The organism is Nonomuraea sp. NPDC048916 (genome assembly GCF_040649575.1).
Lineage (GTDB): Bacteria > Actinomycetota > Actinomycetes > Streptosporangiales > Streptosporangiaceae > Nonomuraea.
This window is the reverse complement of record NZ_JBEZFS010000031.1, coordinates 45,847-70,987: the sequence shown is the minus strand read 5'-3', so window position 1 is coordinate 70,987 and position 25,141 is coordinate 45,847. Positions and strand designations below refer to the sequence as shown.

Annotated in this window: 23 protein-coding genes; 6 read left to right on the top strand and 17 right to left on the bottom strand. The window is 72.5% G+C overall.

From position 1 onward, the window contains the following. Positions 1–72 precede the first annotated feature (72 nt). From AB0C16_RS29255 to AB0C16_RS29245, 3 genes are all read left to right on the top strand, one after another. Positions 73–774: a hypothetical protein gene (locus AB0C16_RS29255; RefSeq protein WP_357687362.1), complete on the top strand. Its 702-nt coding sequence runs from the start codon at positions 73–75 to the stop codon at positions 772–774. A gap of 115 nt (positions 775–889) precedes the next feature. Beyond that, positions 890–2,926: an NACHT domain-containing protein gene (locus AB0C16_RS29250; RefSeq protein WP_357687360.1), complete on the top strand. Its 2,037-nt coding sequence runs from the start codon at positions 890–892 to the stop codon at positions 2,924–2,926. A gap of 110 nt (positions 2,927–3,036) precedes the next feature. Next, a complete protein-coding gene (locus AB0C16_RS29245) occupies positions 3,037–4,365 on the top strand; it encodes an acyltransferase (protein ID WP_357687358.1) in 1,329 nt (442 codons plus the stop codon). Between the two features lie 44 nt (positions 4,366–4,409). Here AB0C16_RS29245 and AB0C16_RS29240 read toward each other — a convergent pair whose 3' ends face one another. The 6 genes from AB0C16_RS29240 to AB0C16_RS29215 all read right to left on the bottom strand — a co-directional run bounded on the left by AB0C16_RS29240 (position 4,410) and on the right by AB0C16_RS29215 (position 10,526). Continuing rightward, positions 4,410–5,345: a helix-turn-helix domain-containing protein gene (locus tag AB0C16_RS29240; RefSeq protein WP_357687356.1), complete on the bottom strand. Its 936-nt coding sequence runs from the start codon at positions 5,343–5,345 to the stop codon at positions 4,410–4,412. A gap of 159 nt (positions 5,346–5,504) precedes the next feature. Then, a complete protein-coding gene (locus AB0C16_RS29235) occupies positions 5,505–6,905 on the bottom strand; it encodes an amidohydrolase family protein (RefSeq protein ID WP_357687354.1) in 1,401 nt (466 codons plus the stop codon). A 117-nt stretch (positions 6,906–7,022) separates the two neighbouring features. After that, complete coding sequence (locus AB0C16_RS29230; protein ID WP_357687352.1) at positions 7,023–8,252, bottom strand: cytochrome P450; 1,230 nt, start codon at positions 8,250–8,252, stop codon at positions 7,023–7,025. 29 nt (positions 8,253–8,281) lie between these two features. Continuing rightward, entirely contained in the window at positions 8,282–9,028 is a 747-nt protein-coding gene (locus AB0C16_RS29225; RefSeq protein WP_357687350.1) for an SDR family oxidoreductase, read from the bottom strand. Continuing rightward, entirely contained in the window at positions 9,013–10,236 is a 1,224-nt protein-coding gene (locus AB0C16_RS29220) for an FAD-dependent oxidoreductase (protein WP_357687348.1), read from the bottom strand. The genes AB0C16_RS29225 and AB0C16_RS29220 overlap by 16 nt, the downstream gene beginning before the upstream one ends. Continuing rightward, positions 10,233–10,526 (bottom strand): Dabb family protein, encoded by a 294-nt coding sequence (locus tag AB0C16_RS29215; RefSeq protein WP_357687346.1) that lies wholly within the window; start codon positions 10,524–10,526, stop codon positions 10,233–10,235. Before AB0C16_RS29215 ends, AB0C16_RS29220 begins: the two co-directional genes overlap by 4 nt. 137 nt (positions 10,527–10,663) lie before the next feature. Between AB0C16_RS29215 and AB0C16_RS29210 the strand changes: the two genes are divergently transcribed. Further along, entirely contained in the window at positions 10,664–11,371 is a 708-nt protein-coding gene (locus tag AB0C16_RS29210; RefSeq protein ID WP_357687345.1) for a ThuA domain-containing protein, read from the top strand. A gap of 166 nt (positions 11,372–11,537) precedes the next feature. On the opposite strand, the gene AB0C16_RS29205 is transcribed toward AB0C16_RS29210, so the two are convergent. Continuing rightward, positions 11,538–13,124 (bottom strand): FAD-binding protein, encoded by a 1,587-nt coding sequence (locus AB0C16_RS29205; RefSeq protein ID WP_357687343.1) that lies wholly within the window; start codon positions 13,122–13,124, stop codon positions 11,538–11,540. Positions 13,125–13,180: 56 nt separating this feature from the next. Between AB0C16_RS29205 and AB0C16_RS29200 the strand changes: the two genes are divergently transcribed. Next, entirely contained in the window at positions 13,181–14,233 is a 1,053-nt protein-coding gene (locus AB0C16_RS29200) for an LLM class flavin-dependent oxidoreductase (RefSeq protein WP_357687341.1), read from the top strand. A gap of 61 nt (positions 14,234–14,294) precedes the next feature. On the opposite strand, the gene AB0C16_RS29195 is transcribed toward AB0C16_RS29200, so the two are convergent. Next, positions 14,295–15,056, bottom strand: a complete 762-nt coding sequence (locus AB0C16_RS29195; protein WP_357687339.1) for an SDR family oxidoreductase — start codon at positions 15,054–15,056, stop codon at positions 14,295–14,297. After that, positions 15,053–15,823 carry an SDR family NAD(P)-dependent oxidoreductase gene (locus tag AB0C16_RS29190; protein WP_357687337.1) on the bottom strand — a complete coding sequence of 257 codons (771 nt, stop codon included), beginning with the start codon at positions 15,821–15,823 and terminating at the stop codon, positions 15,053–15,055. Before AB0C16_RS29190 ends, AB0C16_RS29195 begins: the two co-directional genes overlap by 4 nt. Positions 15,824–16,023: 200 nt before the next feature. Here AB0C16_RS29190 and AB0C16_RS29185 point away from each other — a divergent pair, with 200 nt between their 5' ends. Further along, positions 16,024–17,049 (top strand): amidohydrolase family protein, encoded by a 1,026-nt coding sequence (locus AB0C16_RS29185; protein ID WP_357687335.1) that lies wholly within the window; start codon positions 16,024–16,026, stop codon positions 17,047–17,049. Between the two features lies 1 nt (position 17,050). Here the strand turns inward: AB0C16_RS29185 and AB0C16_RS29180 are convergent, their stop codons facing one another. The 8 genes from AB0C16_RS29180 to AB0C16_RS29145 form a co-directional block, all read right to left on the bottom strand. Continuing rightward, a complete protein-coding gene (locus AB0C16_RS29180; protein WP_357687333.1) occupies positions 17,051–18,235 on the bottom strand; it encodes an MFS transporter in 1,185 nt (394 codons plus the stop codon). 89 nt (positions 18,236–18,324) lie between these two features. Then, positions 18,325–18,996, bottom strand: coding sequence for a hypothetical protein (locus AB0C16_RS29175; protein WP_357687331.1), 672 nt, complete (start codon positions 18,994–18,996; stop codon positions 18,325–18,327). 99 nt (positions 18,997–19,095) lie between these two features. Next, a complete protein-coding gene (locus tag AB0C16_RS29170) occupies positions 19,096–19,800 on the bottom strand; it encodes an ABC transporter ATP-binding protein (protein WP_357687329.1) in 705 nt (234 codons plus the stop codon). Continuing rightward, positions 19,784–20,611, bottom strand: coding sequence for an ABC transporter ATP-binding protein (locus tag AB0C16_RS29165; RefSeq protein ID WP_357687327.1), 828 nt, complete (start codon positions 20,609–20,611; stop codon positions 19,784–19,786). The genes AB0C16_RS29170 and AB0C16_RS29165 overlap by 17 nt, the downstream gene beginning before the upstream one ends. Then, positions 20,608–21,630, bottom strand: coding sequence for a branched-chain amino acid ABC transporter permease (locus AB0C16_RS29160; protein WP_357687325.1), 1,023 nt, complete (start codon positions 21,628–21,630; stop codon positions 20,608–20,610). The genes AB0C16_RS29165 and AB0C16_RS29160 overlap by 4 nt, the downstream gene beginning before the upstream one ends. A gap of 46 nt (positions 21,631–21,676) precedes the next feature. Continuing rightward, entirely contained in the window at positions 21,677–22,537 is an 861-nt protein-coding gene (locus AB0C16_RS29155; RefSeq protein WP_357687323.1) for a branched-chain amino acid ABC transporter permease, read from the bottom strand. A gap of 75 nt (positions 22,538–22,612) precedes the next feature. Next, complete coding sequence (locus tag AB0C16_RS29150; protein ID WP_357687321.1) at positions 22,613–23,827, bottom strand: ABC transporter substrate-binding protein; 1,215 nt, start codon at positions 23,825–23,827, stop codon at positions 22,613–22,615. A 125-nt stretch (positions 23,828–23,952) separates the two neighbouring features. Beyond that, positions 23,953–25,140 carry an alpha-hydroxy acid oxidase gene (locus AB0C16_RS29145; RefSeq protein ID WP_357687319.1) on the bottom strand — a complete coding sequence of 396 codons (1,188 nt, stop codon included), beginning with the start codon at positions 25,138–25,140 and terminating at the stop codon, positions 23,953–23,955. Position 25,141 lies beyond the last annotated feature (1 nt).

The following is a 25,141-nucleotide window of genomic DNA, read 5'->3' as shown; positions in this document are numbered from 1 at the left end:
CTCGGCGTGCCGACCCGGGAGCTCGAGAAGGGCACGCGAATGACCGCTGGGATCCACCGGTCCGGAGGACCGATGACCACCGAAGCCGGGGAGCCGTGGCTCGACTACTACCTGATCCGGCCCGAGGACGGTGCGCCTTCCGCGCCGGCCGACGGGATCGTGGTCGAGGAGTTCGCGCTGGCCGGCGACCATACGGCGATCGGCCTCGACAGCGCCGGGTGGACCGCGGCGGACGGCTGGTGGAGCTCGGCGGCGTTCAGCCGCGGGATGCGCACGGACGCGCGCCTGCGCGCCCGGGTCGTCGCGGCCCGCCGCCGCGACGCCGAGGTCGTCTACCGCCGGCTCGGCGGGGGCGAACTGCCCGGCGAGGCGACGTTGCGCGGCCGCTTCCACGACCACCAGCTCCTGGCCGGCTCGGCTCCTCTGCGGCTCGGCCCCGCGCAGGCCCCCGACGGGTTTCGCGACCGGCGGGTCTATCGCGTCCTGTTCGCGGGCGACCTGCGCGAGGACGGCCCGCCGCGGCTGCGGTCCGCCTGGCGGATGACGCTCGCCGATCCGCCGGCTCGCGTGGCCGGCACGGCTCACCGCCGCGTGGCCGGCGACGTCTTCAGCTGGGACCTGCGCCGGATCGGCCCCGGCGTGGCCTGGTGTCTCGACCTGACCGCCTGTCTGGCGAGCGGGTCGGACGACGCCGTCGGGCCGCTGCTGCGGGAGCTGGTGACGGTGCTGCGTCACGCGGGGCTGATCCCCGTGACGATCGAGCGCTTCGCCTGACACCAGGGGCGACGGAGCGCTCTGAGGGCGAACTCAGCGCCGGGAGTACGCCCTGACATCTCGGTGTCAGCCAGGCCGATGGAGATGCGATCGTCGCACGCTAACATGCTTCGCTATGCGCAGCGGAGGCGTATCGAGTCCTCGACTCCTGTTCGCGGCCACCACGTTCACCAGCGCAGCAGGAGCGGTGGCGCTGAACCAGGTGCTCAACGACGGGGTGTGGAGCCCACAGTGGATCGCGATCGCCTGCGGGGTGACGGCACTCGGCTGCTGGCTGGGTTACCGGTTCACCCTGGCCACCGCCCCCACCCCGACCCTCTCCGAGGCCAAGGCCCGCCTGGCCGTGCTGGTGGCCCACCAATGGGCTGAGGAGGCAGCGGCGCGGCGGCAGGGGGATGCGCTGATCCCGGTCTCGTGGAGTGTGACGCACCGTCCCCGGCCCGGCAGGCAGCCGCGCCGGGCAGACCCCTCCCTGCGTTCGGACGAGGTCGCCGGGCTGGCCGCCTTCTTCCGCGGGCTGCCCCGCCGACGGCTGGTGATCACGGGCGGGCCGGGGACGGGCAAGACCACGCTGGCCATCGAGTTGCTGCTGCACCTGATCGAGACGCGCACCGCCGACGAACCCGTCCCCGTGCTGCTGCCGATCGCCGAATGGAACGTCAAGACGCACCCGCGTTTCCATGACTGGGTGGCCGCCCGCGTGCGTGCGGACTACGCGGCGTTAAGCGGGGTCGGAAAGGGCGCTGACGGGACCGACTTGCTGGCCGGCCGTGGGCACGTCTTGGCCGTGCTCGATGGGCTGGACGAACTTCCCGAGGACGCCCGCGCCAGTACGCTGCGTGAGCTCTCGCGCACTCTGGGAGACCGTGACCATGTGATCATCACCTCGCGCACCAGGGCTTACAAGGACCTCGTGGGCACGACTCGGGCGCTCAAAGGGGCGACCGTCATCGCGCCGAAGGACCTGGACCAGGAGGCCGCCGCGGCGTATCTGGACGCGTGCCTACCGGCGGAGCCCTCCCAGTCGTGGGTGAAGGCGCTGGACGCGCTGAGGGAAGGCAGGGCCCCCGCCCTGGCGTATGTCACCTCCGCCGCCTGGGGGCTCTGGCTGGTCAAGGTCGTCTACGTCGATCGGGACGCCGACCCCGCTCCGCTGCTGTGCGTGCCGGGCGAGGAGAGCGGGGCGCTGCGGGCCCACCTGCTGGACGGTCTCATCGAGGCCCGGCTGGGTCATGGCGGACCCGTTCCTGCCCGAGGCGCCGAACGGCTCGCCTGGCTGGCCGGCCTGCTGGCCAGGAACGGGGCACAGGACCTGGCCTGGTGGCGGATGGTCGACTATGTCTTCCCTGGGAGACGCCGCCATCTGGTCTCCGAATGGGTCGGGGTCCTGGCCGGGGCCGTGCTCAGCCTGCCCGCAGCGGTTATGGGAGGTATGATCCGCGGCGCCGGATTCGGGCTGATGCTCGGTGTGGGCTTCTGCCTGGGCGTGAGCATGCCCAGGCAGTCGGCCACTGACGGGCCGGACTTCGCGCCGCTGCAGGCACGCCGCCGGCTGCTCGACTTCATCCGCATGATCGGGGTGAACAGCCCGCTCATGATGTTCGGAATGCCGCTCGGGCTACCGGTGATCGGATACATGTGGTGGTCGGAGGGCCCCATGATGGGCCTGGCGACCCTCGTGGGCGTCGCCGGGCTCAACTGGATCACGCTCCAGGCGACGCAGGCTCGCCCCGCCGCGCCCGACGAGCAGCCGCCGGTGTTCACCGCCGCCGTGACACCTGCGTCCACGTGGCGGGTGAACCGGGCGCTGACCGGCCTGCACCTCGTGAACAGCGTGATTCTCGGCACGGTGCTCGCCTTCGCGGTCACGCTGTTCGCCTTCGTGGACGAGCAGCGCGGGCTGCACTCAGGACAGGACGGGCTGATCGTCGCTGTGTTCGCCTTCGGCTTCGGTTTCATGGCCCGGCGGCGAGACACCTGGCTCAGATCGGTGATCTTTCAGGGGCACCTGGCCCTGCTGGGCCGGGGCCCCTTGCGGCTGGCCCGGCTTCTGAACAACCTGCACCGGCGCGGACTGCTGCGCGCAGCCGGCCCCTTCTACCAGTTCCGCCACGCCGAGTTGCAAGAGCATCTGGCTCGACGGCAAGGCTAGTGTGATGCGAGGCGTCACACAGGAGCGGCACCGCTCGGGGAACCTCTGAAACCGGCGAATACGGGCAGGTCAGGACCATATCCCTGACGCCGGAAGAGAGGACGACTGGCGTGTTCCAGGCGCTGTTCCGCCGCTCGCACCGCGCGGTTCGCGCGCTCAGGCAGGCCGCCGAGCACACTCCGCCCGAGCGGGACCGCCTCATCGACCTGCTGCGCGCGGTCGCGATCTCGATGGTCGTGCTCGGCCACTGGCTGTCGGTCTCGGTGACCTACCGAGGCGGATTCGCAGGCGCGAGCGCCCTGGAGGTGCTGCCGTGGACCCGCCCCATGACCTGGTTGTTCCAGGTCATGCCGGTCTTCTTTCTGGTGGGCGGGTTCGCGAACGCGGCCTCCCTGGACTCCCAGCGCCGCCGGGGCGGCACCACCGTGAGCTGGCTGCTGAGCCGTACCGCCCGGTTGGTGGCCCCCACCAGCATGCTCGTCCTCGTCCTGAGCGGCGCGGCCTTCCTGGCCCTGCTCCTCGGCGCCGAGCCGAAGTCGGTCGGGACGGCCGTGTGGCTCGCCTGCGTGCCGCTGTGGTTCCTGATCGTGTACCTCGCCGCCGTTTTTCTCACGCCGGTGATGCTCGCGCTCGACCGCCGCGCGGGGCTCGCCGTGCCTGTCGTGCTCGTGACGCTGGTCGGTCTCGGAGACGTCGCCAGGCTGCTCGGCCGGCCCTCGCTCGGTCAGGCCAACTTCCTGCTCGCCTGGCTGGCCGTCCACCAGCTCGGCATCGCCTGGCGGGAGGGCACCCTGCCCGTCCGCCGCGCCGTGGCCCTGCCGATGGCGGCCGGCGGCCTCGCCGCTCTCGTCTCGCTCACCGTCGCCGGCCCCTATCCGATCAGCATGGTGGCGATTCCGGGCGAGCGGCTGCAGAACACCTCGCCGCCGACGCTCGCGCTGCTCGCCCTGGCCGTCACGCAGACCGGCGTCGTCTTCCTCCTGCACGATCGCGGCATCCGGTGGCTCGGGCGGCCGCGGCCGTGGCTGATCATCGTGACGGTCAACTCCGTGATCATGACGATCTTCCTCTGGCACCTGACGGCCGCCGTGATCGCCGCACTGGCGCTCTATCCCACCGGCCTGATGCCGCAGCCCGCCACGGGTTCGGCGGAATGGCTGCTGCTCCGCCTGCCCTGGCTCGCGGTCCTGGCCGTGCTCCTCGCGGTGCTCGTCGCTCTGTTCGGCTGGGTCGAACGGCGCGCACGGCCGATCACCGCGCCCCAGGCGAACGGCGGGCTCCGCACGGCCGCCACCATCACCGGCGCGGCGGCCGTCATCGCCGGGCTGCTGGGCGCAGCCCTGGCGGGGCAGGGAGCGCTGCCCGTCCGGATGCTCCCGGTCTATCTGTGCGGCGCGGCCCTGCTCCGGCTCGCCCGCATCTGTCCCTGCGCCCGGTGAGGCCACCAGCGACCAGACCCGCTCCAGGGACGCCGCGATCGAACTCAGCGCCGGCGGGTGCCCTGCCGCCCCGAGGCGCGCTTGCGCACCGGCGGCACGTCGGAGCTCGCCGCGCCGTTCTTCGCGCCGTTGCGCCCGGCCCGCAGCGCCGCGGCGGCGAAGCCGTGGTCGGAACGCAGCCGGGAGAGGTCGGGGTCGTCCCTCCAGAAGCTCATGACGTCCTGCTCCGGGAAGTTGGCCGCCATCAGCTGCAGCGCGATGTCGTGGCGGACGTACTCCACCGCGACCATCACGACCGCCGGGTTGTCGGAGAAGATGCCCCACGCGTCGGCGCCGACGAAGCCGCCGATGACGCACTCCTGCCGGTCGCCCACCGCGACGAACAGGCGGCAGCCGAGGTTCTCCAGCACGATGGGCGGCGGCGAGAGCCGGTGGATGTAGGTGCGCGGGATGGCCGAAGGGTCCTCGTCGTCGGCGAAGGACATGACCGTCACGGAGACGCCCCGGTCGTGCGCGTCATGGATCAGCGCGTCGAGCGGGTTGTTCTCCTCGGGCCACAGCGACAGGAACAGGTCACGCTGGGCGCTGGCGACGATGTCGCTCGCGCGCTCCAGCAGGGCCTCGCGCCCGGTGAGGTTGTGGATCAGGTGGAGCCGCGGCGGCGCCGCGATGCCCGGGAGCGATTCGCGAAGCGAGTCGAGGGTCGACTCGTAGTGCCGGCTGAGCCGGTCGAGCAGCGACTTGGGAGGCAGCGGCAGGTAGCTGACGGCGTCTTCGCGGGTCCGCACCTCGTAGATCGCGCCGGACGCGGTCAGCTTGCCGAGGGTCTCGTAGACGGTGCTGCGCGGCACGCCCGACCGCTTGGCCACCTCGTAGCCGTTGAGTGGCTCACCGGCCGCCACCAGCGCGATGTAGGCCTTCGCCTCGTAGCCTGACATGCCGAGCACCTGGAGACGCTCGATGATGCCCTCGGTACTCATCGCAAGCCTGACCTTTCCTGCCGTTGCTCGGGGCCGGGCGACTGGGTGGTGACTGGGGTCCGCGAGCCTGGTCGCGCGACCGGTCACGGCGTCGGGTGCACGTACACATTACCGCCCGGGGGCGTTCATTCGGCCGGGTGAAGGCCCGCGGATCCGCGGTCATGCGCGCGACAGGCCCAGCAACTCGTCGTCGGTCAGAGGCTTGCCGTCGGAGCCCGCGAGGGCGGTGTCCTCGAGCGCGAACGCCCGCGTCAGCGGGCACGCCGCGAGGAAGGCCACCTTCTCGCCGGGGCGCGGGCGGCGCTCGGGGATCGGCCGCGACATGTCGACGCGCACACCGTCCTTGATCACCTCGTGGATCGCCCCTTCGCGCGTCAGCACGGTGATGTCCGCCAGCGGGTCGCCGTCGACCACGATCACGTCCGCGATGTAGCCCTCGGTCAGCGCTCCGACCTGGCCTTCCAGCTTCATGGCCCACGCCGCCTTGGAGGTGGCGGCCGTGATCGCCTCCATGGGCGAGAAGCCCGCGTAGCGCACGAGCATGTCGAGCTCGCGCGCGTGCCACTCCCCGCAGGGCGTGACCGCGAAGCCGGTCTCCGATCCCGTGATGACCCGGACGCCGAGCTGGTGCGCCTTGCCGATCATCTCGCCGGTCACCTCCAGCTCGGCCCGGAAGATGTCGAGCAGCGCCGGGGCGGTCCCCACCTTCTCGCCGTAGTCGACGAGGTTGCCGAGCAGCGTCAGCGTCGGGCACAGCGTGGTCCCGTTCTCCAGCACCGCCTCCAGCGCGGCGTCGTCCATGTAGCTGGAGTGGTAGATCATGTCGATGCCCGCCTCGGCGGACTCCTTCGTGCTGATCGAGTTGCGGCAGTGCCCGACCACCGGCGTGTTCAGCTCGTGGGCCGCCTCGACGACGGCCCTGATCTCGCGCTGCGACCAGACCTTGACCTCGGGGCCCTTCACCGAGGGGATGAGCCCGGTGACCATGATCTTGATCCAGTCGACGCCGTGCTTGACCTGACGTCGCACCTCCCGGGTGATCCCGTCGAGATCGTGCACGACCGTGGCGTAGCCCGTGGTGCCCTCGTCCTTGATCAGCCGGCCTGCGGTGCCGCCGAGCATGGTCATCAGCGCGTTGCCGCCGGCGCGCATCCGGGGGCCCTCGACGATCCCGGCCTCGATCGCGTCCCGGAGCTCGACCCCGATGTTCCACAGGCAGTCGGCGTCCATGACGCTGGTGACGCCGGCGCGGAGCACCTTGCCCGAGTTGTGGGCGGACAGCATGGAGCTGTACGCCTCGGTGCGGTGGAAGAACAGCTCGTCGTTGCCGGTCGGCTCACCGAAGGACAGGTGGGTGTGCGCGTCGATCAGGCCCGGCATGACGGTCTTGCCGGAGGCGTCGATCCGCGGGAGATCGGGCGTGCGCGCCACCAGCTCGTCGGCCGGCGCCCCCAGCGCCGCGATCTTGCCCTCGCGGATCAGGACGGTCTCGCCGGCGCGCGCGGGAGCACCGGTCCCGTCGATGACGGTTCCGCCCTCGATGGCGATCATCTGCGACATTCAACTCTCCTCACGAGAAGCCGTGGCAGGCCGATCGGGGCATGGCCGTGACCGCCCGCGATCCGCAGTCGGACCTCTGCTGATCCTGCGCCGATATCCTGGTTAGTGTCAAGGAGCTTAACGACCAATCTCCCCCGGCGTGACGGGGTCTCCGGCGCCGCCGAACAGGACCGGGTAGCCGCCGAAGTGGTCCCGGCTGGAGTGCGCCTCCTTCACCGGGGGGCTGGCCGGGTCGGGACGCACGCCGTGGCGCAGCAGCTCGCGCACCATCAGCGGAACCGTGCCGAGGACGTGCTCCGCCTCGCCCTCCTTGGGCACCGTGCCACCGTCCAGCTCCATGCCGATGCAGGCGTGCATGCCGCCTCCGAAGGTGTGGCCCCAGGGCTGGACCCCGGACGGCACCACCCGGTCGGGATCGAACTCCGAGGCGTCCGGCCCGAACACCTCCGGATCGGTGTTGGCGGCCTTGATGTCCATCCGCACGAACGTCCCCGCCGGGATCGACCGCCCGTCGCGCAGCGTCACGTCCTCGACGGCCCGGCGCAACGCCTCGGGGCTCGCCGGATGCAGGCGCATGACCTCGTGCACGCAGCGCTGGACGAACAGGTCGTCGTCGAGGCGGTGTGCCTGCTCCGGGTGCCGTCGCGCCCACCGCAGGATCTCGTCGACCGAGTGCGTGAAGGCGTCGGAGGTGCTGTGCGATCCCGCCTGCAGGTAGAAGGCCACCTCACGCAGCATGACTCCCCGGTCGATCCCCAGCTCCTCCTGGTTGCGGACCAGGGCCATCAGCACGTCCCTGGGGTAGGCGTCCTCGGCGACCGCCGGGTCGGCGAGCAGGGCCGCCCGCCGTTCGAACGACGGCGTGAAGAACATCGCGTCGAACCGGTCGAGCGCCTCGGTCACCTCCGCCCGTACGACCTCGGGGTCGCGCGTGGTGTGGATCAGCGTCGCGCCCTCGGAGAACTTGGTCGCGAACCCCTGCAGCGCGTCGGTCTCCTCGACCGAGCCGGTCAGCCGGTCGATGCCGGCGACCTTGGCGGTGAGGTTCATGACGGTCCGCGTGCCGAGCAGCACCAGGTCGGCGTGCCCCTGCTTGATGACGGGCGCGAACGCCTCGTCGATGATCTCGGGGACGAGGTCGGCCTCCCAGGTCTTGAACGTGCCGCGCCGGAAGAGCCGGTTCTCGACGCGGCGGCGCAGCTGGTGCTCGGGCCCGTGCAGGTCGAGCAAGGTGTCGCGCATGACCACGCCACCCGCCGTGTAGAGGCCCTGGCGCAGGCCGCGTTGCCGGAAACCGTCCCAGAGCTCCTGGTAGCGCGTCAGGGTCACGGTCGAATCGCTGTGCATGTGTCACTCCTGCTGTCGGTCGGTGTCTGCTACTGGAGACCCTGGTAGATCCCGCCGTCCACGGGTATCGCCGCCCCCGTGATGTAGCGCGCCTGATCGGAGCACAGGAACGCGGCGACCGCGCCGAAGTCCGCCGGCTCGCCCATGGCCCGCGCCGGGATCTGGGCGATCTCGGCGTCCAGCTCCCCGCCGTAGACGTTCGCGACCCGCTCGGTGGCGTGCAGGCCCGGCTGCAGCGAGTTCACGGTCACCCCGTCGGCGGCGACCTCACGGGCGAGGGTCTTCAGGAAGCCGGTGGCTCCGGCTCGCGCCGTGTTCGACAGGATGAGGTTGGCGATCGGCTGCCGTACGGAGATGGACGTGATCGCGACCACCCTCCCCCACCCGTTGTCCCGCATGGCCGGCACCGCCGCGAGGCACATCCGCACGACGGACAGCAGGTTCAGGTCCAGCGCCCGGGGATAGTCCTCGGCCTTGGCCTGGGCGAAGTCGCCGGGCGGCGGGCCCGGCGCGTTCGTCACCAGGATGTCGACGCCGCCCATCACCCGCTGCGCCTCGCGGACGAACCCCTCGCTGCCGTCGGGGTCGGACAGGTCGGCCACCGCCCACGAGGCGTTCGGCCCGATGCGCTCGGCCGCGGCGCGGACCCGGTCCGCGTCGACGTCGCAGAGCGTGACCCGCGCTCCCTCCGCCGCCAGGGCGGCCGCGGTCGCGAAGCCCAGCCCGCTGCTCGACGCGCCGATCGCCGCCCGGCGTCCACTCAGTCCGAAATCCATGTCCGCTGCCTCATCTCGTCGGTGTCCTCATGGGACACGCCCAAGGGAAGCCGGCGGCCGAGGGCGCGCAGCTCCCGGCCTCTCCCGACTCCCGTCACTGCCTGAACCCGCCCGGCCACCACCGTCTTGGCGAGGAACTCGCCCGCTTCTCCGCCGTCTCCGATCACGCCGTCGACGACCACCGGCGCGCCGGGGTCCGGCCATCCCGCGACCTCGAGATGGACGTCGTACTGGTCGGTCCAGAACCACGGCGACTCGTCCAGCGGGGCCGGCGCCCCCGCGATGGCCGCGGCGACGGCTCCGGCCTGCTGGATCGCGTGTTTCCAGTGCTCGACGCGCTCGTGGCGGCCGCGGTGGGGGACGAACTGCTGCACCACGTCGCCCGCGGCGTACACGTCGGGGGCGCTGGTGCGGCCGAACTCGTCGGTGCGGATGCCCGCGCCCACGTCGAGCCCCGCCGCGACGGCCAGGCCGGTGTCGGGCACAGCGCCGAGACCGGCGACCACCACCCGCGCGGGCAGCCGCTCGCCGTCGTCGAGGACGACGACCTCCACCCGTTCGCGGCCCGCGATCTCGCGCACCGCCCTGCCGAGCCGGAGTCGCACGCCGCGGGCGCGGTGCAGGTCCGCCAGCATCTCGCCGACCGGGACCGGCACCAGGCGGTGGAGCGGAGCGGGCAGCGGGTCGACCGCGACGACGTCGGCGCCGAGCCGGTTCAGCGTGGCGGCGACCTCCGAGCCGACCAGCCCCATCCCCACGACCACCACCGGGGTGCCCGGCGAGACCTCGGCCCGCAGCCGGTCGGCGTCGGCGAGGGACCGCAGGAGGTGCACGCCGCGCTTGTCGGCGCCGGGGAAGGCAGGCCGCCGGGCCGCCGCGCCGGTGCACAGCACGAGGACGCCGTACGGCACGCGGCGCCCGCCGATCGTGACGTGGTGGTCGCGCGGGTGCAGCTCCGTCACCCGCCGCCCCAGCACCAGCTCGATGCCGGCGTCGGCGAACCGCCGCTCCGGCGCGACCAGCAGGTTGCCCGCCTCGCGCCGCCCTTCCAGATAGGCCTTGGACAGCTGGGGGCGCTCGTACGGGAGGCAGTCCTCCTCACCGACCAGCAGGACGGGCTCGCTCCAGCCGTGCCGCCGCAGCGCGAGGGCGGCCGTGGCCCCGGCCAGGCTCGCGCCGACGACGATCGCCGGGCCGCGCACCGTCACAGCTCGTGCTGCACCGCGGCGCGACTGCTCGCGTTCGGGGTGATGTGCTCGGCGACCATGGCGAGGTGACGCTCGTCGGCTGTGTAACGCAGGTACGCCTCCCGGTCGGGGAAGTCGGCCACGACGGCCACGTCGTGGTTGCCCTCGCGCAGCGCGGCGTCGGTGCCGACCGTCACGCTGCCGAACTCGGCGGCCACCACGGCCCAGTGCCGCAGCGCGCTCACCGCGGCGGCGCGCACCGGCTCACCGGCCTCCTCGGACCATTTGAACAGCACCACGTGACGGAACACGTGCACTCCCTTCTGCGTGCGGGCCCCGGTCGCCCCGGACGGCGCCGGCGCGCGGCGGGCGAGGAGCCTTTCCGGCGCCTGCCCCGCTGCGTCAGAATGTAGTCGTTAGACGCCTCACGTCAAGAAGGGTCGAGACCATGCCCGAGATAACCCCGCGATCGGCGCTCATCCTCTCGGGAGGTGTGGCGCACGACTTCCCGGCGAGCACCGCGACCCTGGCCGATGTTCTGGGAGAGGCCGGATTCGAGGTCACCGTGACCACGGACGTCGAAGGGGCGTGCCTCGGCCTGGCCGGCGACGCCCGGCCGCCGGCGTTGCTGGTGCTCAACATGCTCAGATGGACGATGCGGGTCGAGCGCTACGCCCACCTGCGCGACGAGTGGTCGATCTCGCTGGGCCAACCCGCGCGTCAGGCGCTGTCCGGCCACGTCCGGCGCGGTGGCGGGCTGCTCGCGATGCACGGCGCCAGCATCTGCTTCGACGACTGGCCCGGCTGGCGCGACCTCCTGGGCGGCGTCTGGCGCTGGGACCGGTCCTCGCACCCGCCGCTCGGCGGCCCCGTGCGCGTCACCGTCGCCACGGGGAGCCATCCGATCGTCGACGGGATCGGCGACTTCGACGTCGTCGACGAGGTGTACGGCTTCCTCGACCGCACGCCGGACGTCCGCGGCCTCATGAGCTCGCCGCACGGCGGCGCCGACCATCCACTGCTCTGGGCCCGCGAGGTCGGCGCCGGACGCGTGGTCTACGACGCGCTGGGACACGACGGGCGCTCCTACGACGCGCCCGAGCACCGCCTCATCGTCCAGCGCTCCGCCGCCTGGGCCTCACGCGCCCCGTCCTGAGAGCCACGCGCGACCCTCTGAAGGTCACGCGCCCCGTCCTGAAGGTCAGACGCGCCGTCCTGAAGGCCACGCGCGTGCCCCGAGAGTCAGGCGCGACGCCCTGAAGATCAGGCGCGTGCCCCGAGACCCAGGCGCGTGCGGCGAGGCGCAGGCGGGCGCCCTGAGGTCAGGACGGGTGCTCGCCGAGGTGCATCAGGGCGATCCGGGCGCCGAGGCGGCTGGGCAGGTAGGCGCCCTGGACGCTGCCGCGGTTTCCCGTGTCCTCCTCACCGGAGGCCGCCGCCCGGCCGGCGAGGCGGCCCAGGGTGAACCCGCCGGAGATGCGGGTGCCGCCCAGGTCGGCCGTCGCGCTCAGGCCTCCGAGGCAGTCGCCCGCCGCGAACAGGCCGGGGATGGGCGCGCCGAAGACGTCCAGCACCTGCAGCCGCCGGGTGACCCGGAACCCGCCGGAGACGAAGTTCACCCCGATCACCATCGGCACCGCGGTGAACGGCGGCGTGGCGGCGGTCCTGCGGCCGGGAGGCAGGACGACCCGTCCGGTCAGCGGGTCGCGCGACTCGCCGCCGTCGAGGAAGGCGTTCCATTCCCGCACCGTCCGGGTGAGGGCGTCGGCGGGAACCCCGATCTCGTGCGCGAGGGCCTCCAGGGAGGGAGCCGAGACCGCGGGTTCGGGCATCTGCGCGATGAGCGTGGCCTTCTCCCGGGCGACGACGGAGTCGAAGACGTACCAGCCGCGGCGGCCCGGCTGCCGCAGCAGGTGGGCCACCCGCTCCTCGTACGGGCCCGCCTCGTCCTCGAACCTCCTTCCCTCGGCGTTGACCGCGATCGCGTCCTCGACCAGCGACGACGACACGATCACCAGCGGCGGCACGTGGGTCATGTTGATCAGGTCGCCGCCGACCGCCTGCCCCATCAGGTGCCCGTCGCCGCGGCAGGTGTCGACGCCCAGGTAGGGCCCGTCGGCGAGGAAGGCCGGCTGGAACCGCCGGCGCAGGAGCGGGTTGGCCTGGTAGCCGCCGGTGGCCAGGACGACCCCGCGGCGCGCGGCGACCGTGACGGTCCGCGCCCCACCGGGCACCACCGCTCCGTCCGCGTCGGTCGTCTCCTGCCGTACGACTACGCCGGTCACCCTGCCGCCGGCGTCGGTCACCAGCCGCCGGGCCGTGGCCCGGAACAGCGTCCGCACGTTCGGCGACTCGAAGTCGGGCCGGAACGCCCGCTGGAACATCCACGGGTCGACCACCGCGGCCATCCGGTCGATCGAGTGCTGCCGTGGCCGCGGGATGAACCGGCTGAACCGGACACCCCGGCCGGTCAGGACGCGATAGGTCTCGGCGCTCTCCTCGCCGAAGAGGCGCACCAGGTCCTCGTCCCAGGTCAGGCCGTACTCCTCCCCCGCGATCTCTACCATCCGGCCGGCGTCGCGGACGAACGTCTCCACGTCGTCCTCGATGCTGTGCTCCGCCTGCATGTCCGAGCCGACGAACGCGAGGTAGCCGGTGGACCAGACGCAGTTGCCGCCGATCTCGCCCAGGGCCTCGACGGCCACCACCTCGGCTCCCTCGGCCGCCGCCGCCGCGACCGCGGCCATGCCCGCCGGCCCCGTGCCCAGCACCACGACGTCCGCGACCGGCCCCGCCTCGTCCGTTCCAGGACCGTCCGTTCCGGGACCGTCCGTTCCAGGACCGTCCGTTCCGGGACCGTCCGTTCCAGGACCGTCCGTTCCGGGACCGTCCGCCGCCTGGAGTCTCATCCGCATACCTCCGCGGGACTACGTAGTTGTAGAGCTAACGTCTATTGTGGTGAGGCATGAGCGACTTGGCCAGGGCACGCGCGGATCAGGTCGGCCACGTTACGGTCGGGCTCGGGCTGTTCACCGGCCAGCACCCGCGCGGTGGCCGCCCCCTTTACCGGCAGGCGCCCGAGCTGGCGCACGCGGCCGAGGCGAACGGCTTCGACATGTTCTGGGTCAGCGAGCACCACGGCCTGGCCGACGGCTACCTGCCCAGCCCGCTGACCCTGCTCGCCGCCGTCGCCATGCGGACCCGCCGCATCGGCCTCGGCACCGGCCTCGCCATCGCGCCCCTGTACCACCCGATCCGGCTGGCCGAGGACGCCGCCGTCGTCGACGACCTGTCCGGAGGGCGCCTCACGCTGGGACTGGGCATCGGCTACGCGCGGCACGAGTACGCCGCCTTCGACGTCGGGCACGGCGGCCGGGGAGCCCGGCTGGCCGACCTGGTCGGCTTCCTGCGCCGGGCGTGGCAGGGCGACGCCTTCGACTGGGACGGCCCGGCGATCAGCGCGCGGGGACTGCGCGTGGCGCCGAGGCCCGTGGCGGAGACGGGCGTCCCCGTGTGGCTGGGGGGCTACGCGCCGGCCGCCGTGCGCAGGGCGGGCACGCTCGCCGACGGCTACCTGATCGGGCGGGGAGACCGGCCCATCGTCGAGGCGGCGGCCGCGCAGGTGGCCTCGGTGCGGGCCCCCGGGGATCCGACGTTCACCATGGGGGTCAACCTGCTCGTGGCGCTGGCCGGGACCCCGGAGCAGGATCGGGCGCTCCGCGACGGCTTCCACCACCAGCAGGCGGTCTATGAGCGCATCCAGCAGGGCCTGGACGTGTTCGCCGGGCACGTCCAGGACCCGGCGACGCCGCTCACACCGGCCGGTGCCCACCGCTACTTCCACGCCGTGGGCACCGCCGACGAGGTCGTCGACCAGATCCGCCGGGCCGTCGAGCCGCTGCGGGCCTGGGCCAACGTGCACATCGTGATCCGCGCGCTCGTCCCCGAGCCCGACCTCGTCACCCAGCTGGCGCGCGTCGACCGGCTGGGCGAGCGGGTGCTGCCGGGCCTGGCGTGAGGTCGCCGCTCGATGTCGTCCACGACGAAGCCGTGGCGGACGTGCTCCGCGGCCGCCGCGTTCAGGCGTGCGTGACGCCGAGCGCCAGCCCTCCGTCGACGGTGAGGATGCTGCCGGTCACCCACTCGGCGCAGGCGAGGTACACGACCGCCTCGGCGACCTCCTCGGTGGTGCCGATCCGGCCGAGCGCGTGCGCGCCGGCGAGTCCCTGCAGGCGGGCGTGGGCCTCCTCGGAGGTGCCCAGGCCGGCGCGCTCGTTGATCTCGGTGAAGACCGCGCCGGGCCGCACGCAGTTGACGCGTACGCCCTGGGAGCCGAGCTCGGACGCCAGCACCCCGGTGAGGGACTCGAGCGCGCCCTTGGTCGCCGCGTACGGTGAGGCCCCGGGAAAGGCCCGCTGGGTGTGGACCGACCCGAAGAAGATGATCGACCCCTTGCTCTCCCGCAGGGCGGGCAGGGCGAGGCCGGACAACTGCACCGGGCCGACGACGTTCGAGTGGTACAGGTCGAGCATCCGCGCCTCGTCGAGCTCGGCCAGGGCGCCGCGGTACATGTTGCCCGCGGCGTTGACCAGCGTGTCGAGGCCGTCACCGTGCTCGATCGCGGCAGCCAGCAGCCGCTCGCGGTCAGCCGCGAGCGTGACGTCTCCCGGCACCGCCAGGCACGCCGGCCCCAGCTCGGCGGCCACCTCCCGGATCCGGTGCTCGCGGCGGCCGGAAATGGTGACCCGTGCCCCGCGCTCGACCAGGGTCCGCGCCACTCCCGCGCCGATGCCCGAGCCGCCGCCGGTCACCAGGATCGACGTGCCTCTGATGTCCTTCATCGTTGCCCCACGGAGTCGACGGTCTTGGGACGGGCCAGGCCCTGCAGGGCGGCCTTGGTGAGCCCGCCGTCGACGGCGACCACCTGCCCGGTGATGTACGCCGCGCCGGCGGACCCCAGGAACAGCACGCAGTCGGCGACCTGCTCGGCGGTGCCGAGGCGGCCGAGCGGCACCTGCGCCTGGCGCAACTCGCGTACCCGGTCGTCGGCGTAGATGGCGTCCGACATGCCGGCCAGGATGAGCCCGGGCGCCACCGTGTTCACCCGGATGCCGGCCGAGCCCCATTCCAGCGCCATCTGCTCGGTCAGCCGGATGATGGCGGCCTTGGTGGCGGTGTAGGCGCCGGCGTTGGGCGCCGCCGCGATGCCGTTGATCGACGCGATGTTCACGATGGCGCCCCCTCGCGCGGGCTCCATCATCGTGGCCGCGTGGCGGGACACCAGGAAGGTGCCGGTGAGGTTGACCTTGAGCACGGCTTCCCAGTCGTCCAGGCTCAGCGTCCTCAACGGGCCGAACCGCACCAGCCCGGCGTTGTTCACGACCAGCGCGGGCGCCTCGCCGAGCGCGGCGAACGCGGCGGCGACCGACGGCTCGGACGTGACGTCCACCTTCCTGGCCACGGCGGGCTCGCCGATGGCGGTCGCGACCTCCCGCACCGCCGCCTCGTCGACGTCCCAGAGGGCGACCCGGTAGCCCGCTTTGGCGGCGTGCCCGGCTATGACCGCTCCGATGCCGCTGCCCGCCCCCGTGACGACCGCCAAGCCCATCTCGCTCTCCTTCGAGTTCATCGTCCCCCAGCAGACATATCCGCCGGCTTGCTCGCCGGCCGGGACGGATTCCTGCGGCGTGTGATCTCACACCGATCCACATGCGTCGCTATAACACCAACGACGCTAGTATGTCATAGGCGCATCCGTCCATACCGCTCTCCGCGATTTCCCGCTCGCGGGCCGCCGAAGGAGCCACCGTGACCGATCACGACCAGCACACCCCCGCGCGAGACCTCGGCGTGATCGACGTTCACGCCCACGCGGTGCTCCCCATGACACAGGGGGCCGCGGGAGCCGCCGGCCCCGAGCTCGGCACCTCGCCCGACGGGCGGCCGTTCTACCGCGTCGGCGACTACGTGCTGCACGGCGTGCGCTACGAGGGGAGCCCGTTCATGGACGTGAACGTCCGGCTCGACGGCATGGACGCCGCCGGCATCCACCGCCAGCTGCTGTCCCCCAACCCGCTGACCTACTTCAACGACCTCGACGCGGCGGCGGCGGTCGCCTACTGCCGGGCGCACAACGACGCGCTGGCCGAGCTCGTACGCGCCCACCCCGACCGGCTGATGGGCGCGGCGCAGCTCCCTCTGCAGGACGTCGGGGCGTCGGTGTCCGAGCTTGAGCGGGCCGTGCGCGAGCTGGGGCTGCTGGCCGCCTACGTCGACACCGACCCGGGGCGCCCGCTGGACGATCCGGCGATGGACGCCCTGTACGAGGCGGCCGTCGACCTGGACGTGCCGGTGTTCGTGCACCCGACGCCCATCGGCGCGGGCGGCCCGCCCGACGACGCCCGGCTGCGCAGATTCGACCTCGACCTGCTGTTCGGGTTCGCCTACGACGAGACCCTCGCGGTGGCCGCGCTCGTCTTCGGCGGGGTGCTCGACCGGCACCCCCGGCTGGACGTCTGCCTGTCCCACGGAGGCGGCGCGTTGGCTTACGTCGCCGGCCGGTTCGCCCGGGCGGTGGCGGCGCCACGACCGTGGGTCCCCGACTTCCTGCGGGAGAACGGCGTCGAGCCGTACCTGCGCCGGCTGTGGCTCGACACGCACGTGCACAGCGAGCGCTCGCTGGAGCTCCTCGTCGACGTGGTGGGCACCGGCAGGCTGGTCTTCGGCACCAACTTCGCCGGTTGGGACGCCGGTGGCGCCCGGGCGGCCGACGAGGTGGGCGACCTCATGCCGGCGCTGTCGGGCAACGCCGCCAGACTCCTGCGCCTCGGGTGAGTCAGTCCCCATTCCGGGGGCGAGGGCGGGCGCCCGTCCCCGCCCCGGGCTGGACGGGCATCACCCGGTGGGCCCACCCGTAGGCGACGGCCGCGAGCAGCAGGAGCACCAGGCACGCCGCCCAGGGCGCCTCGTAGCCGTCGGTGGCGTCGGCCAGGGCGCCGAAGCCCCAGGGCGCGACGAGCGCGCCCGCGTAGTAGCCGGTCATGGTGACTCCGGACGCCCGTCCCACGGACTCGGGCGCCCGGTCGACGACGACCGCGTGGGTCAGCCCCGCGCCGGCCAGGTTCGCCGACACTCCCAGCACCGCCCCGGCCGCGAGGAGGGGCAGCCACCAGCGGGCCCCGGCGAGCAGCCCGCCGATACCCACCGCCGCCACCACGCACACCAGCGCGACGAACACCGCCCGCCGCCGCGGCCCCAGCCGGTCCGCCCAGCGCGCCGCGCCGAGCATCCCAGTCAGGCCGAGCGCCGTCCCGGCGGCCATGAGCGGCCCGGCCTGCGTCAGCGGCAACCCGGCCTCGTCGTGCACGTACGTCACCATCCACGACTGCAGCGGCTGAGAACCGCAGATGAACAGAAAGGCCGCGACGGGCAGCGTCCAGAAGCCCCGCCGCAGAGGCGGCTCCGGCCGGGCCGTGACCGCGGCGCCGCCACTCCGGGGCAGGACGAGCAGCACGGCGAGCGCCGCGACGCCGCCCGCGGCCGCCAGCACCCAGGCCACCGCGCGCCATCCGGCCGTCTCGGCCCATCCACCGCCCAGCGCCAGCACGCTGGCGATCGCCGGCACACCGGCCGTCTTGAGGGTCAGCGCGAAGCCGCCGATGCCCGGGCGGACGACCGCCATGACCGCGAGATTGGTGCCCACGTTGCCGAACGCGTAGGCGGCGCCTGCCGTCACGGCCACGACCGCCAGGATCGGATAGCTCCCCCACAGCGCCGCGGCGCAGCCGCCCACGGCCACGGTGACCATGTTCAGGGCCAGGCAGCGGCGGGCGCCCAGCCGCGCCCCCCAGCGGGCCGCGAGCAACGAGGCCACGCCCGTGAACCCGAAGAACAACCCGATGAGCAGGCCCAGGCCCGCGCGGCTGATCCTCAGCTCCTCCTGCAACGCCGGGCCGACGAATCCGAACAGGAAGCCGGGGCCGGCGCCGAGCCCGATGGCCAGGCTGCACACGGTGATCACCGCCCACATCCCCCGGCCGCGCGGTGAGCGCCCGCCCGTGGCACGAGCCTCGGCCGCGGCCCCCTCCGGCCCGGCCGGGCGGGAGCGAATCAGGACGCCCCGTCGCTCAGGCCGTCATCCAGGCCACCACGCGAACCGTGGCCGGGGCCGTGGCCGATGCTTGGAGCGTGGCCCGGATCGTGGCCGATGTTCGGAGGGTGGCCCGGATCTGCGGTGGCGTCTGTGGACACTGTCCATACGCATGGCACGTCCGGAGCGGCCGGCGGCGCGACCGTCCAGGCTCGCCCGCCGTAGGCGTCGATGCTGCGGACGCATCGGGCGCAGTATCTCGGGCGTCCCGCGGGGACTCCCGGCACCTCGCCTTCGGCCACCGTGGCCGTCGCGGGGTTGTCGCGCCAGTACCGTCCCCCGCTGCCGCAGGCGTGGCGGAACGTCGTCGTCGCGCCGTGGACCTCGACCGTGCCCACCGAGCCGTGGGCGCGCAGCAGCGCCGCCACCTCGCCCGCGTCGATCCGCGTGCCGACCAGCTCGTCCAGCCCGACGGTGGCCTCACCGATCAGCCTGGAGATGACGTCGTCGAGGGCGCGGTCGCCGGCCGCGATGTCCAGCAGGCCGGCGATGAGGGAGATCAGGCGGTCGTGCAGTTGCCGCCACCGGGCGTGCTCCTCGTCGACCAGCGCGAGGACTGCGTCCGCCGGCGGTGGATCCATCAGCCGTAACCGCTCCGGCAGGGGTGTCAGGTGCGGAGGGTCGCAAGCCACGGTGTCTCCTCTTCGGCGCGGGTACGGCTCTTCGGCGCGGCGACTTTCCAGCGCGGGCACTCCCCCGCGCGGACACAACGTCAGCGCAGGTAGGACGCGTCAGCGCAGGTAGGACGCGACCAGTTCGTCCGAGGCCAGCAGCTCGTCCGAGGCCCGGTCCAGCTCGTTGCGGCCGTTGCGCATGACGTACGTGCGGTCGGAGATCCGCAGCGCGGAGGCCTGCTGCTCGACGATGAGGAAGGTGACACCGTCGTCGCGCAGCTCGCGCACCACCTCGAACAGGTCGTGCACGATCCTCGGCGCCAGGCCGAACGACAGCTCGTCGATCAGCAGGAGCCGCGGCCGGCCCATCATCGCCCGGGCCAGGGCGAGCATCTGCTGCTGCCCTCCCGACAGCGAGGACGCCGAGGCCGTCAGGCGCCCGGCGAGCTCGGGGAAGATGCCCAGGATGCGGTCCCGGTCGCCGCGGACCTGCGCGGCCGACGCCTTGCGGCCCGCGGTTCCGAGGTGGAGGTTCTCGCCCACGGTCAGGGTCTGGAAGATCCCCCTGCCCTCGGGCAGCTGGCACAGGCCGAGCGACGCGCGCTTCTCCGGTGTCGCCTTGAGCAGGTCGGCGCCGTCGAAGCGGGCCTTGCCCGACCACAGCGGCACCACTCCCGACAGCAGCCGCATCAGCGTCGTCTTGCCGGTGCCGTTGGGCCCGAGAACGGTGATGATCTCCCCCTCGGCCACGTTCAGCGAGACGCCGTGAAGGACCTCCAGCCGCCCGTAGCCGGTGCGGGCGTCCTCAATCTCCAGCAGCAAAGTCGGCTCCTAGGTAGGCCTCGACAACGACGGGGTCGCGCAGCACGTCGGCCGGCGCGCCGGACTGGATGATGCGCCCGAAGTGCAGGACGGCGACCGCCGGGCACAGCCGGGTGATCAGCTCCAGGTCGTGCTCGATGATCAGGACCGCCGCGTCGCGGCCCGCCGCCCAGCTGGTCAGGCCGGCGACCAGCCGGTCGACGTCCTCCGCGCCGAGACCGGCCGCCGGCTCGTCCAGCAGGAGCAGCCGCGGCTCGTTCAGCAGCCCCCGGGCGACCTCGATGATCTTCTGGCTGCCGATGGGGAACTGGCTCGCCGCGCGTTCGGGATGGTCTCCCAGCCCGAACGTCTCCAGCAGGTCGCGGGCCTGGCCGCGCAGCCGCCTCTCGTCGCGCCGCGCGGACGGAAGGCCGAACAGCTCGGCGAGGTGCCCGCCGCGGTAGTGACGCCCCGCGCCGACCATCACGTTGTCGGTGGCCGACAGGTGCGGGATCAGGCGAGGGGTCTGGAAGGTACGTGACACGCCGAGCTTCGCGATCTGATGGGCGGAACCGCCCACGATGCTCCGGCCCCCGAACCGCACGTCCCCCTGGCCGGGACGCAGGTAGCCCGAGATCACGTTGAGGCAGGTCGTCTTGCCGGCGCCGTTCGGGCCGATCAGGCCGGTGAAACCGGGGCGCACCGGCAGCCTGACGTCGTCGAGGACGACGTTGCCCCCGAACGACATCCTGATCCCGTCCAGCTCGACGACCGGCTCGCCGACGGCGGAGTTCGCCGCCGCCGAGCCCGTTGACGTATCGATCGACATCATCGACCCACCTCCGAACCCTCTGACGCGGTGCGTCGCGCGAAAAGCCGCCCGATCGACCGTGAGTCTCTGAACGTGGCGAACAGGGAGACGAGCCCGCCGGGCAGGACGGCGATGGCCACCATGAGAACCACTCCATAGGCGATGGCCTGCAGGTCTCCCAGGTCCTGGAAGAGCTCGATCAGCACCACCGCGAACGCCGCGCCGATGAGCGGCCCCCAGTGCGAGCCCGCTCCGCCCACGAACACCATGACCAGCATCGGCACGAGCAGGTTCATCTCGAACATGGCCGGGAAGACGAACGTCTGCAGCTGCCCGTACAGCGACCCGGCGATGGCGGCGATGAAGCCCGACAGCCCGAAGGCGATCAGCCGGTACCTCAGCGCCGAGACGCCGAGCGAGCCGGACAGCTGTCCCAGGTGCCGGACGGCCTGCAGGGTGCGGCCGAACCGCCCGATCAGCGACCGGCGCACCAGGAAGAAGCCGAGCGCGGCGACGGCGAGGGTGACGAAGTACGTCGAGGCGCTGCCGGTGATGCCGGGCAACGTGAAGACCTGGACGTTCATGCCGCCTCCGCCGCCGGTCACCGAGCGTGCCCCCTTGAGCAGCTCGATGATCGCCATGCCCAGCGCCAGGGTGGCGATGGCCAGGAAGAAGCCCGTGAGCCGGATGGCCGGGAACCCGATGAGCACGGCCAGGGCGCCGGCGACGATCCCGACGAGCGGGATGGTGAGGAGGAACGGCACGCCCTGCTCCATGGCGATCGCGCTGCCGTACGCGCCGATCGCGAACAGCGCGGCGTGCGCCAGCCCGATCTGGCCGGACCACCCCACGAGGAGGTTGAACCCGAGGGCGGCGACGGCGTAGACCAGGGTGAGGTTCAGGACGAAGAGGAAATATGTGTTGAAGACGAAGGGCGCCGCGAACAGCAGCAGCAGCGCCGTGACCGCCACCAGGCCCTTGGTGCGCTGAACGCTGCGTGCCCGCTGGTCGCTGGCCGCTTCGGCGCCGGCGATGGCCATACTCGGATCCTCCGTGTGCGTGGTCGTCGCTGTGGCTCGTGCCGCCTCAGACATCTCTCAACCTCATCCCCTTGGTGAACCCGTCAGGACGGAGCATGAGCACCACGAACACGGCCAGCAACGCGACGGCGAACTGCGCCGACGTCGAGATGTAGGTGCCTACCAGCTGCTGGATGATGCCCAGCGTGAGGCCTCCGACGAAGGTGCCGAACAATGAGACGAAGCCGCCCATGGTGGCGGCGACGAACCCGTAGATGATGAGCGAGGCCGCCGAGTGGGTGGAGACCAGCGTGGACTGGGCCTGCAGCATGACGGCCGTGCTCGCGATCAGGCCGCCCAGCCCCCAGGCGATCGCGGACAACCGGCCGGCGTTGACGCCGATCAGCCGCGCGGTCTCCCGGTTCTCGGCGACGGCTCGCATCTGGGCCCCCACGGAGGACCGGAAGAAGACGGTGATGCCGATCGCTCCGAGGGCGCCGACCGCGATGGTGACCACCTGCGCCCAGCTGACGTCGAGGCCGCCGATGTCGATGTGGTTGCCGGACCAGGGCGCTGTGAAGCTGCGCGGCTCGTGTCCCCATATCAGCCCGATGAGCGCGTTCAACGCCAGAGACAGGCCGATGGTCATGAGGAGCAGCGGGAAGTGGCCGTACTTGGCCAGCTTGCGCATCAGCGCCAGGTCGATGACGATCGCGAGCAGCGTGCCGACGACGAGGGTGACGGCCACGGCCGGCCAGAACGAGCCTCCGGCGGCGTTCAGCACCGTGCCCACGTAGGTGGCCACCAGGCCGATCTCCGCCATGGCGAAGTTCGGGACGTCGGCCGCCTTCATCACCACGACGATGGCCAGGCCCAGCAGCGCGAACCAGCTCCCGGACTCCAGTCCGCTGAGCACTGTCTGCAACATGTCTCTCCGCTCCGGTCCAGTACGACTTCGGGGGGCCGGCCGGCCGGGCGCTGTGCCCGGCCGGCCGGTGGCGGCTCACTTCGCTGCCGTGAAGCCCTGCAGGACCGTCCACTTGCCGCCCTTGAACTCCGCCAGACCCGCCTGCTGCACGCACGTGTGGCCGTCCGGCAGCTTGCCGCACTCGATGTCCGGGATGGAGCCCAGCGAGATCGGGTTGTCGGCCAGGCTCTCGGCCGTCTTGTTGAAGTTGGCGTAGGAGACGTCGTCGCCCAGCCGCTTGACCAGCTCGGCGAAGGCCTTCAGGAAGCTGTACGTCTGCAGGGAGAAGCCGCTCTCGCCCTGCTGGCCCTGGTACTGCTTGGCGAGGGCGCGCCAGTGCTCGACGCTCGGGTTGTCGGTGGAGACGACGTCGGCCTGCATGCCGCCGATGAAGCCCTCGGCCGCGGCGCCGGCGGGCCCGACCGCGCTCGTGCCGCCGGTGCCGGCGCCGCCCTGGTCGGCGAAGACGGGGATGGTGATGTTGCGCTGGCGCAGGTGCTGCAGGATCAGGGCGACCTGGTTGTTGTCGGTCGCCAGCAGCAGCGCCTCGGGCTCGGCGGCGATGACCTTGTTCACCGCCGAGCTCACGTCGGTCGAGCCGGGCTGGACGTCCTCGTTCGCCACGATCTTCACGTCGGGGTGCTTGGGCATCTGGAGGTCGAGCGCCTGCTTCATGGAGACGCCGAGGTCGTTGTCCTGCTTGATGACCGCCAGCTTCTTGGATCCCTGCTTGGCGAAGTAGTCGATCGCGACCTGCTGCTGGCTCGCCCGCGTCGCGCTCAGCAGGTAGACCTCCTGCTGCTTGGGGTCCGCCGGGGAGACCGGGCCCCAGACCGGGGTGCCGTTCTCGGCGATGAAGGACCACGTGCCGGGCAGGCCCTGCGATCCGGCCGGCGCGACCAGCGCGTACACCTTCTCCTGGGAGACCAGGCGGCGCACGTTGGTGACGACGCGGTCCGCCGTGAACCCGTCGTCGAGCAGGACCAGCTTGATCTTGCGGCCGTTGATTCCCCCAGCCGCGTTGATCTCGTCCGCGGCGATCTTCAAACCGGCTTCGAGGCCCTGCCCGGCGACCGCCGCCGTACCCGTAAGGGGCAGGGTAGCGCCGAGTGTGATCTCGTCCTGGGTGATTCCTGGGGGCGTCTCACCCGAGCGGGCGGAAGTGCCGGCGTCGCTCGAAACGTTTCCGCAGGCTGATGCGAGCACGGCGACCAAGAGTGCCGCCGTGACCATGTGTGGCTTGCGAGCCATCCGGACCTCCGAAAGGGGCCGTCGGGGGGAGGAAAGGTGTTACGCGTGTAACGTGCCGTTAATCTATGAAGCCAGCTGGAGCGTAGTCAAGGGTCTAACGACGACCGTTTGCCCGGGTGATCGCGCTAGTCACCGGGGGAATCGACCCAGCCGCGCCCTGGCCGCACGCGGATCGCCGAGGCGTCCAGGCTCCCCACACCCGGCCGCCCGATGAGCGCGAGGGTGCGGTCGATCTCGTCACGCAGGATCTCGAGGACCCGTCCGACGCCCGCCGTGCCCCCCGCGCCGAGCCCGTAGAGCCAGGGACGGCCGACGAGGCACGCCCGCGCCCCGAGGGACAGCGCCTTGACGACGTCGCCGCCCCGGCGCACGCCGCCGTCGAGGAGGACGTCGGCCTCGCCGCCCACCTCCGCCACGATCTCGGGCAGCGCGTCGAGACCGGCGGGCAGGGAGTCGGCCTGGCGCCCGCCGTGATTGGAGACCGCGACGCCCTGGCACCCCACGTCCACCGCCCGCCGGGCGTCGGCGGCCGTCATCACGCCCTTGAGCAGCACGGGACCGTCCCAGGCGGCGATCATCCACTCCAGGTCCGCCCACGTGTGGCCGGGGTTCAGCAGGCCCGCGGTCGCGGCGGCCAGCCCGCTGGTCGTGCGCTGCTCCGGCATGAGCCCGGTGAAGTTCGCGAAGGTGACCTTGGGCCCGGTGACCAGCTCGGCCAGCCACCGGGGATGGCTCAGCACGTCCCAGCCGGTGCGCAGGTCGACCCGGGGCGGGACGGTCAGGCCGTTGCGCAGGTCCTTCTCGCGGGCTCCCACCACCGGGACGTCGACGGTCACCACCATGGCGCCGAACCCGCAGTCCCTGGCCCGCGCGATGAGCGCCCGGATCGTGGCGCGGTCGCCCCAGGGATAGAGCTGGAACCACTGCGGCGCGGCGACGGAGCTCGCGACGTCCTCGAACGACACGCTGGACCCCGAGCTGACCACCGACACCGTGCCGAACCGTTGCGCCGCCACGGCCGCCGCGGCCTCGCCGGCGCGGCCCACCATCCGCGCCAGCCCCGTCGGGCCGAGGATGACCGGCATCTCCAGCCGCCGGCCCAGCACGGTGACCGCCTGCGGACGTGAGCTGACATCGACCAGCACACGCGGGCGGAACGCGACGTCCGAGAAGGCGCGCCGGTTCTCCCCGACCGTGAACTCGTCCTCGGCGCCGCCGTCGACGAAGTCGAACACCATCCGCGGCAGCCGGCGCCGGGCCGCCTCCCGCAGGTCCCGCAGCGTGATCGCCTGCCGGCGCCGTCGCCCACGCACT

What these genes read in the sequence shown, in the direction of transcription:
- AB0C16_RS29255 (WP_357687362.1), top strand. Translation starts at nt 73, where the DNA reads ATGACCACCGAAGCCGGGGAGCCGTGGCTCGACTACTACCTGATCCGG.
- AB0C16_RS29225 (WP_357687350.1), bottom strand. Translation starts at nt 9,028, where the DNA reads ATGGATTTCGGACTGAGTGGACGCCGGGCGGCGATCGGCGCGTCGAGC.
- AB0C16_RS29230 (WP_357687352.1), bottom strand. Translation starts at nt 8,252, where the DNA reads ATGCACAGCGATTCGACCGTGACCCTGACGCGCTACCAGGAGCTCTGG.
- AB0C16_RS29210 (WP_357687345.1), top strand. Translation starts at nt 10,664, where the DNA reads ATGCCCGAGATAACCCCGCGATCGGCGCTCATCCTCTCGGGAGGTGTG.
- AB0C16_RS29250 (WP_357687360.1), top strand. Translation starts at nt 890, where the DNA reads ATGCGCAGCGGAGGCGTATCGAGTCCTCGACTCCTGTTCGCGGCCACC.
- AB0C16_RS29235 (WP_357687354.1), bottom strand. Translation starts at nt 6,905, where the DNA reads ATGTCGCAGATGATCGCCATCGAGGGCGGAACCGTCATCGACGGGACC.
- AB0C16_RS29205 (WP_357687343.1), bottom strand. Translation starts at nt 13,124, where the DNA reads ATGAGACTCCAGGCGGCGGACGGTCCCGGAACGGACGGTCCTGGAACG.
- AB0C16_RS29165 (WP_357687327.1), bottom strand. Translation starts at nt 20,611, where the DNA reads ATGATGTCGATCGATACGTCAACGGGCTCGGCGGCGGCGAACTCCGCC.
- AB0C16_RS29240 (WP_357687356.1), bottom strand. Translation starts at nt 5,345, where the DNA reads ATGAGTACCGAGGGCATCATCGAGCGTCTCCAGGTGCTCGGCATGTCA.
- AB0C16_RS29155 (WP_357687323.1), bottom strand. Translation starts at nt 22,537, where the DNA reads ATGTTGCAGACAGTGCTCAGCGGACTGGAGTCCGGGAGCTGGTTCGCG.
- AB0C16_RS29200 (WP_357687341.1), top strand. Translation starts at nt 13,181, where the DNA reads ATGAGCGACTTGGCCAGGGCACGCGCGGATCAGGTCGGCCACGTTACG.
- AB0C16_RS29195 (WP_357687339.1), bottom strand. Translation starts at nt 15,056, where the DNA reads ATGAAGGACATCAGAGGCACGTCGATCCTGGTGACCGGCGGCGGCTCG.
- AB0C16_RS29190 (WP_357687337.1), bottom strand. Translation starts at nt 15,823, where the DNA reads ATGGGCTTGGCGGTCGTCACGGGGGCGGGCAGCGGCATCGGAGCGGTC.
- AB0C16_RS29150 (WP_357687321.1), bottom strand. Translation starts at nt 23,827, where the DNA reads ATGGCTCGCAAGCCACACATGGTCACGGCGGCACTCTTGGTCGCCGTG.
- AB0C16_RS29160 (WP_357687325.1), bottom strand. Translation starts at nt 21,630, where the DNA reads ATGGCCATCGCCGGCGCCGAAGCGGCCAGCGACCAGCGGGCACGCAGC.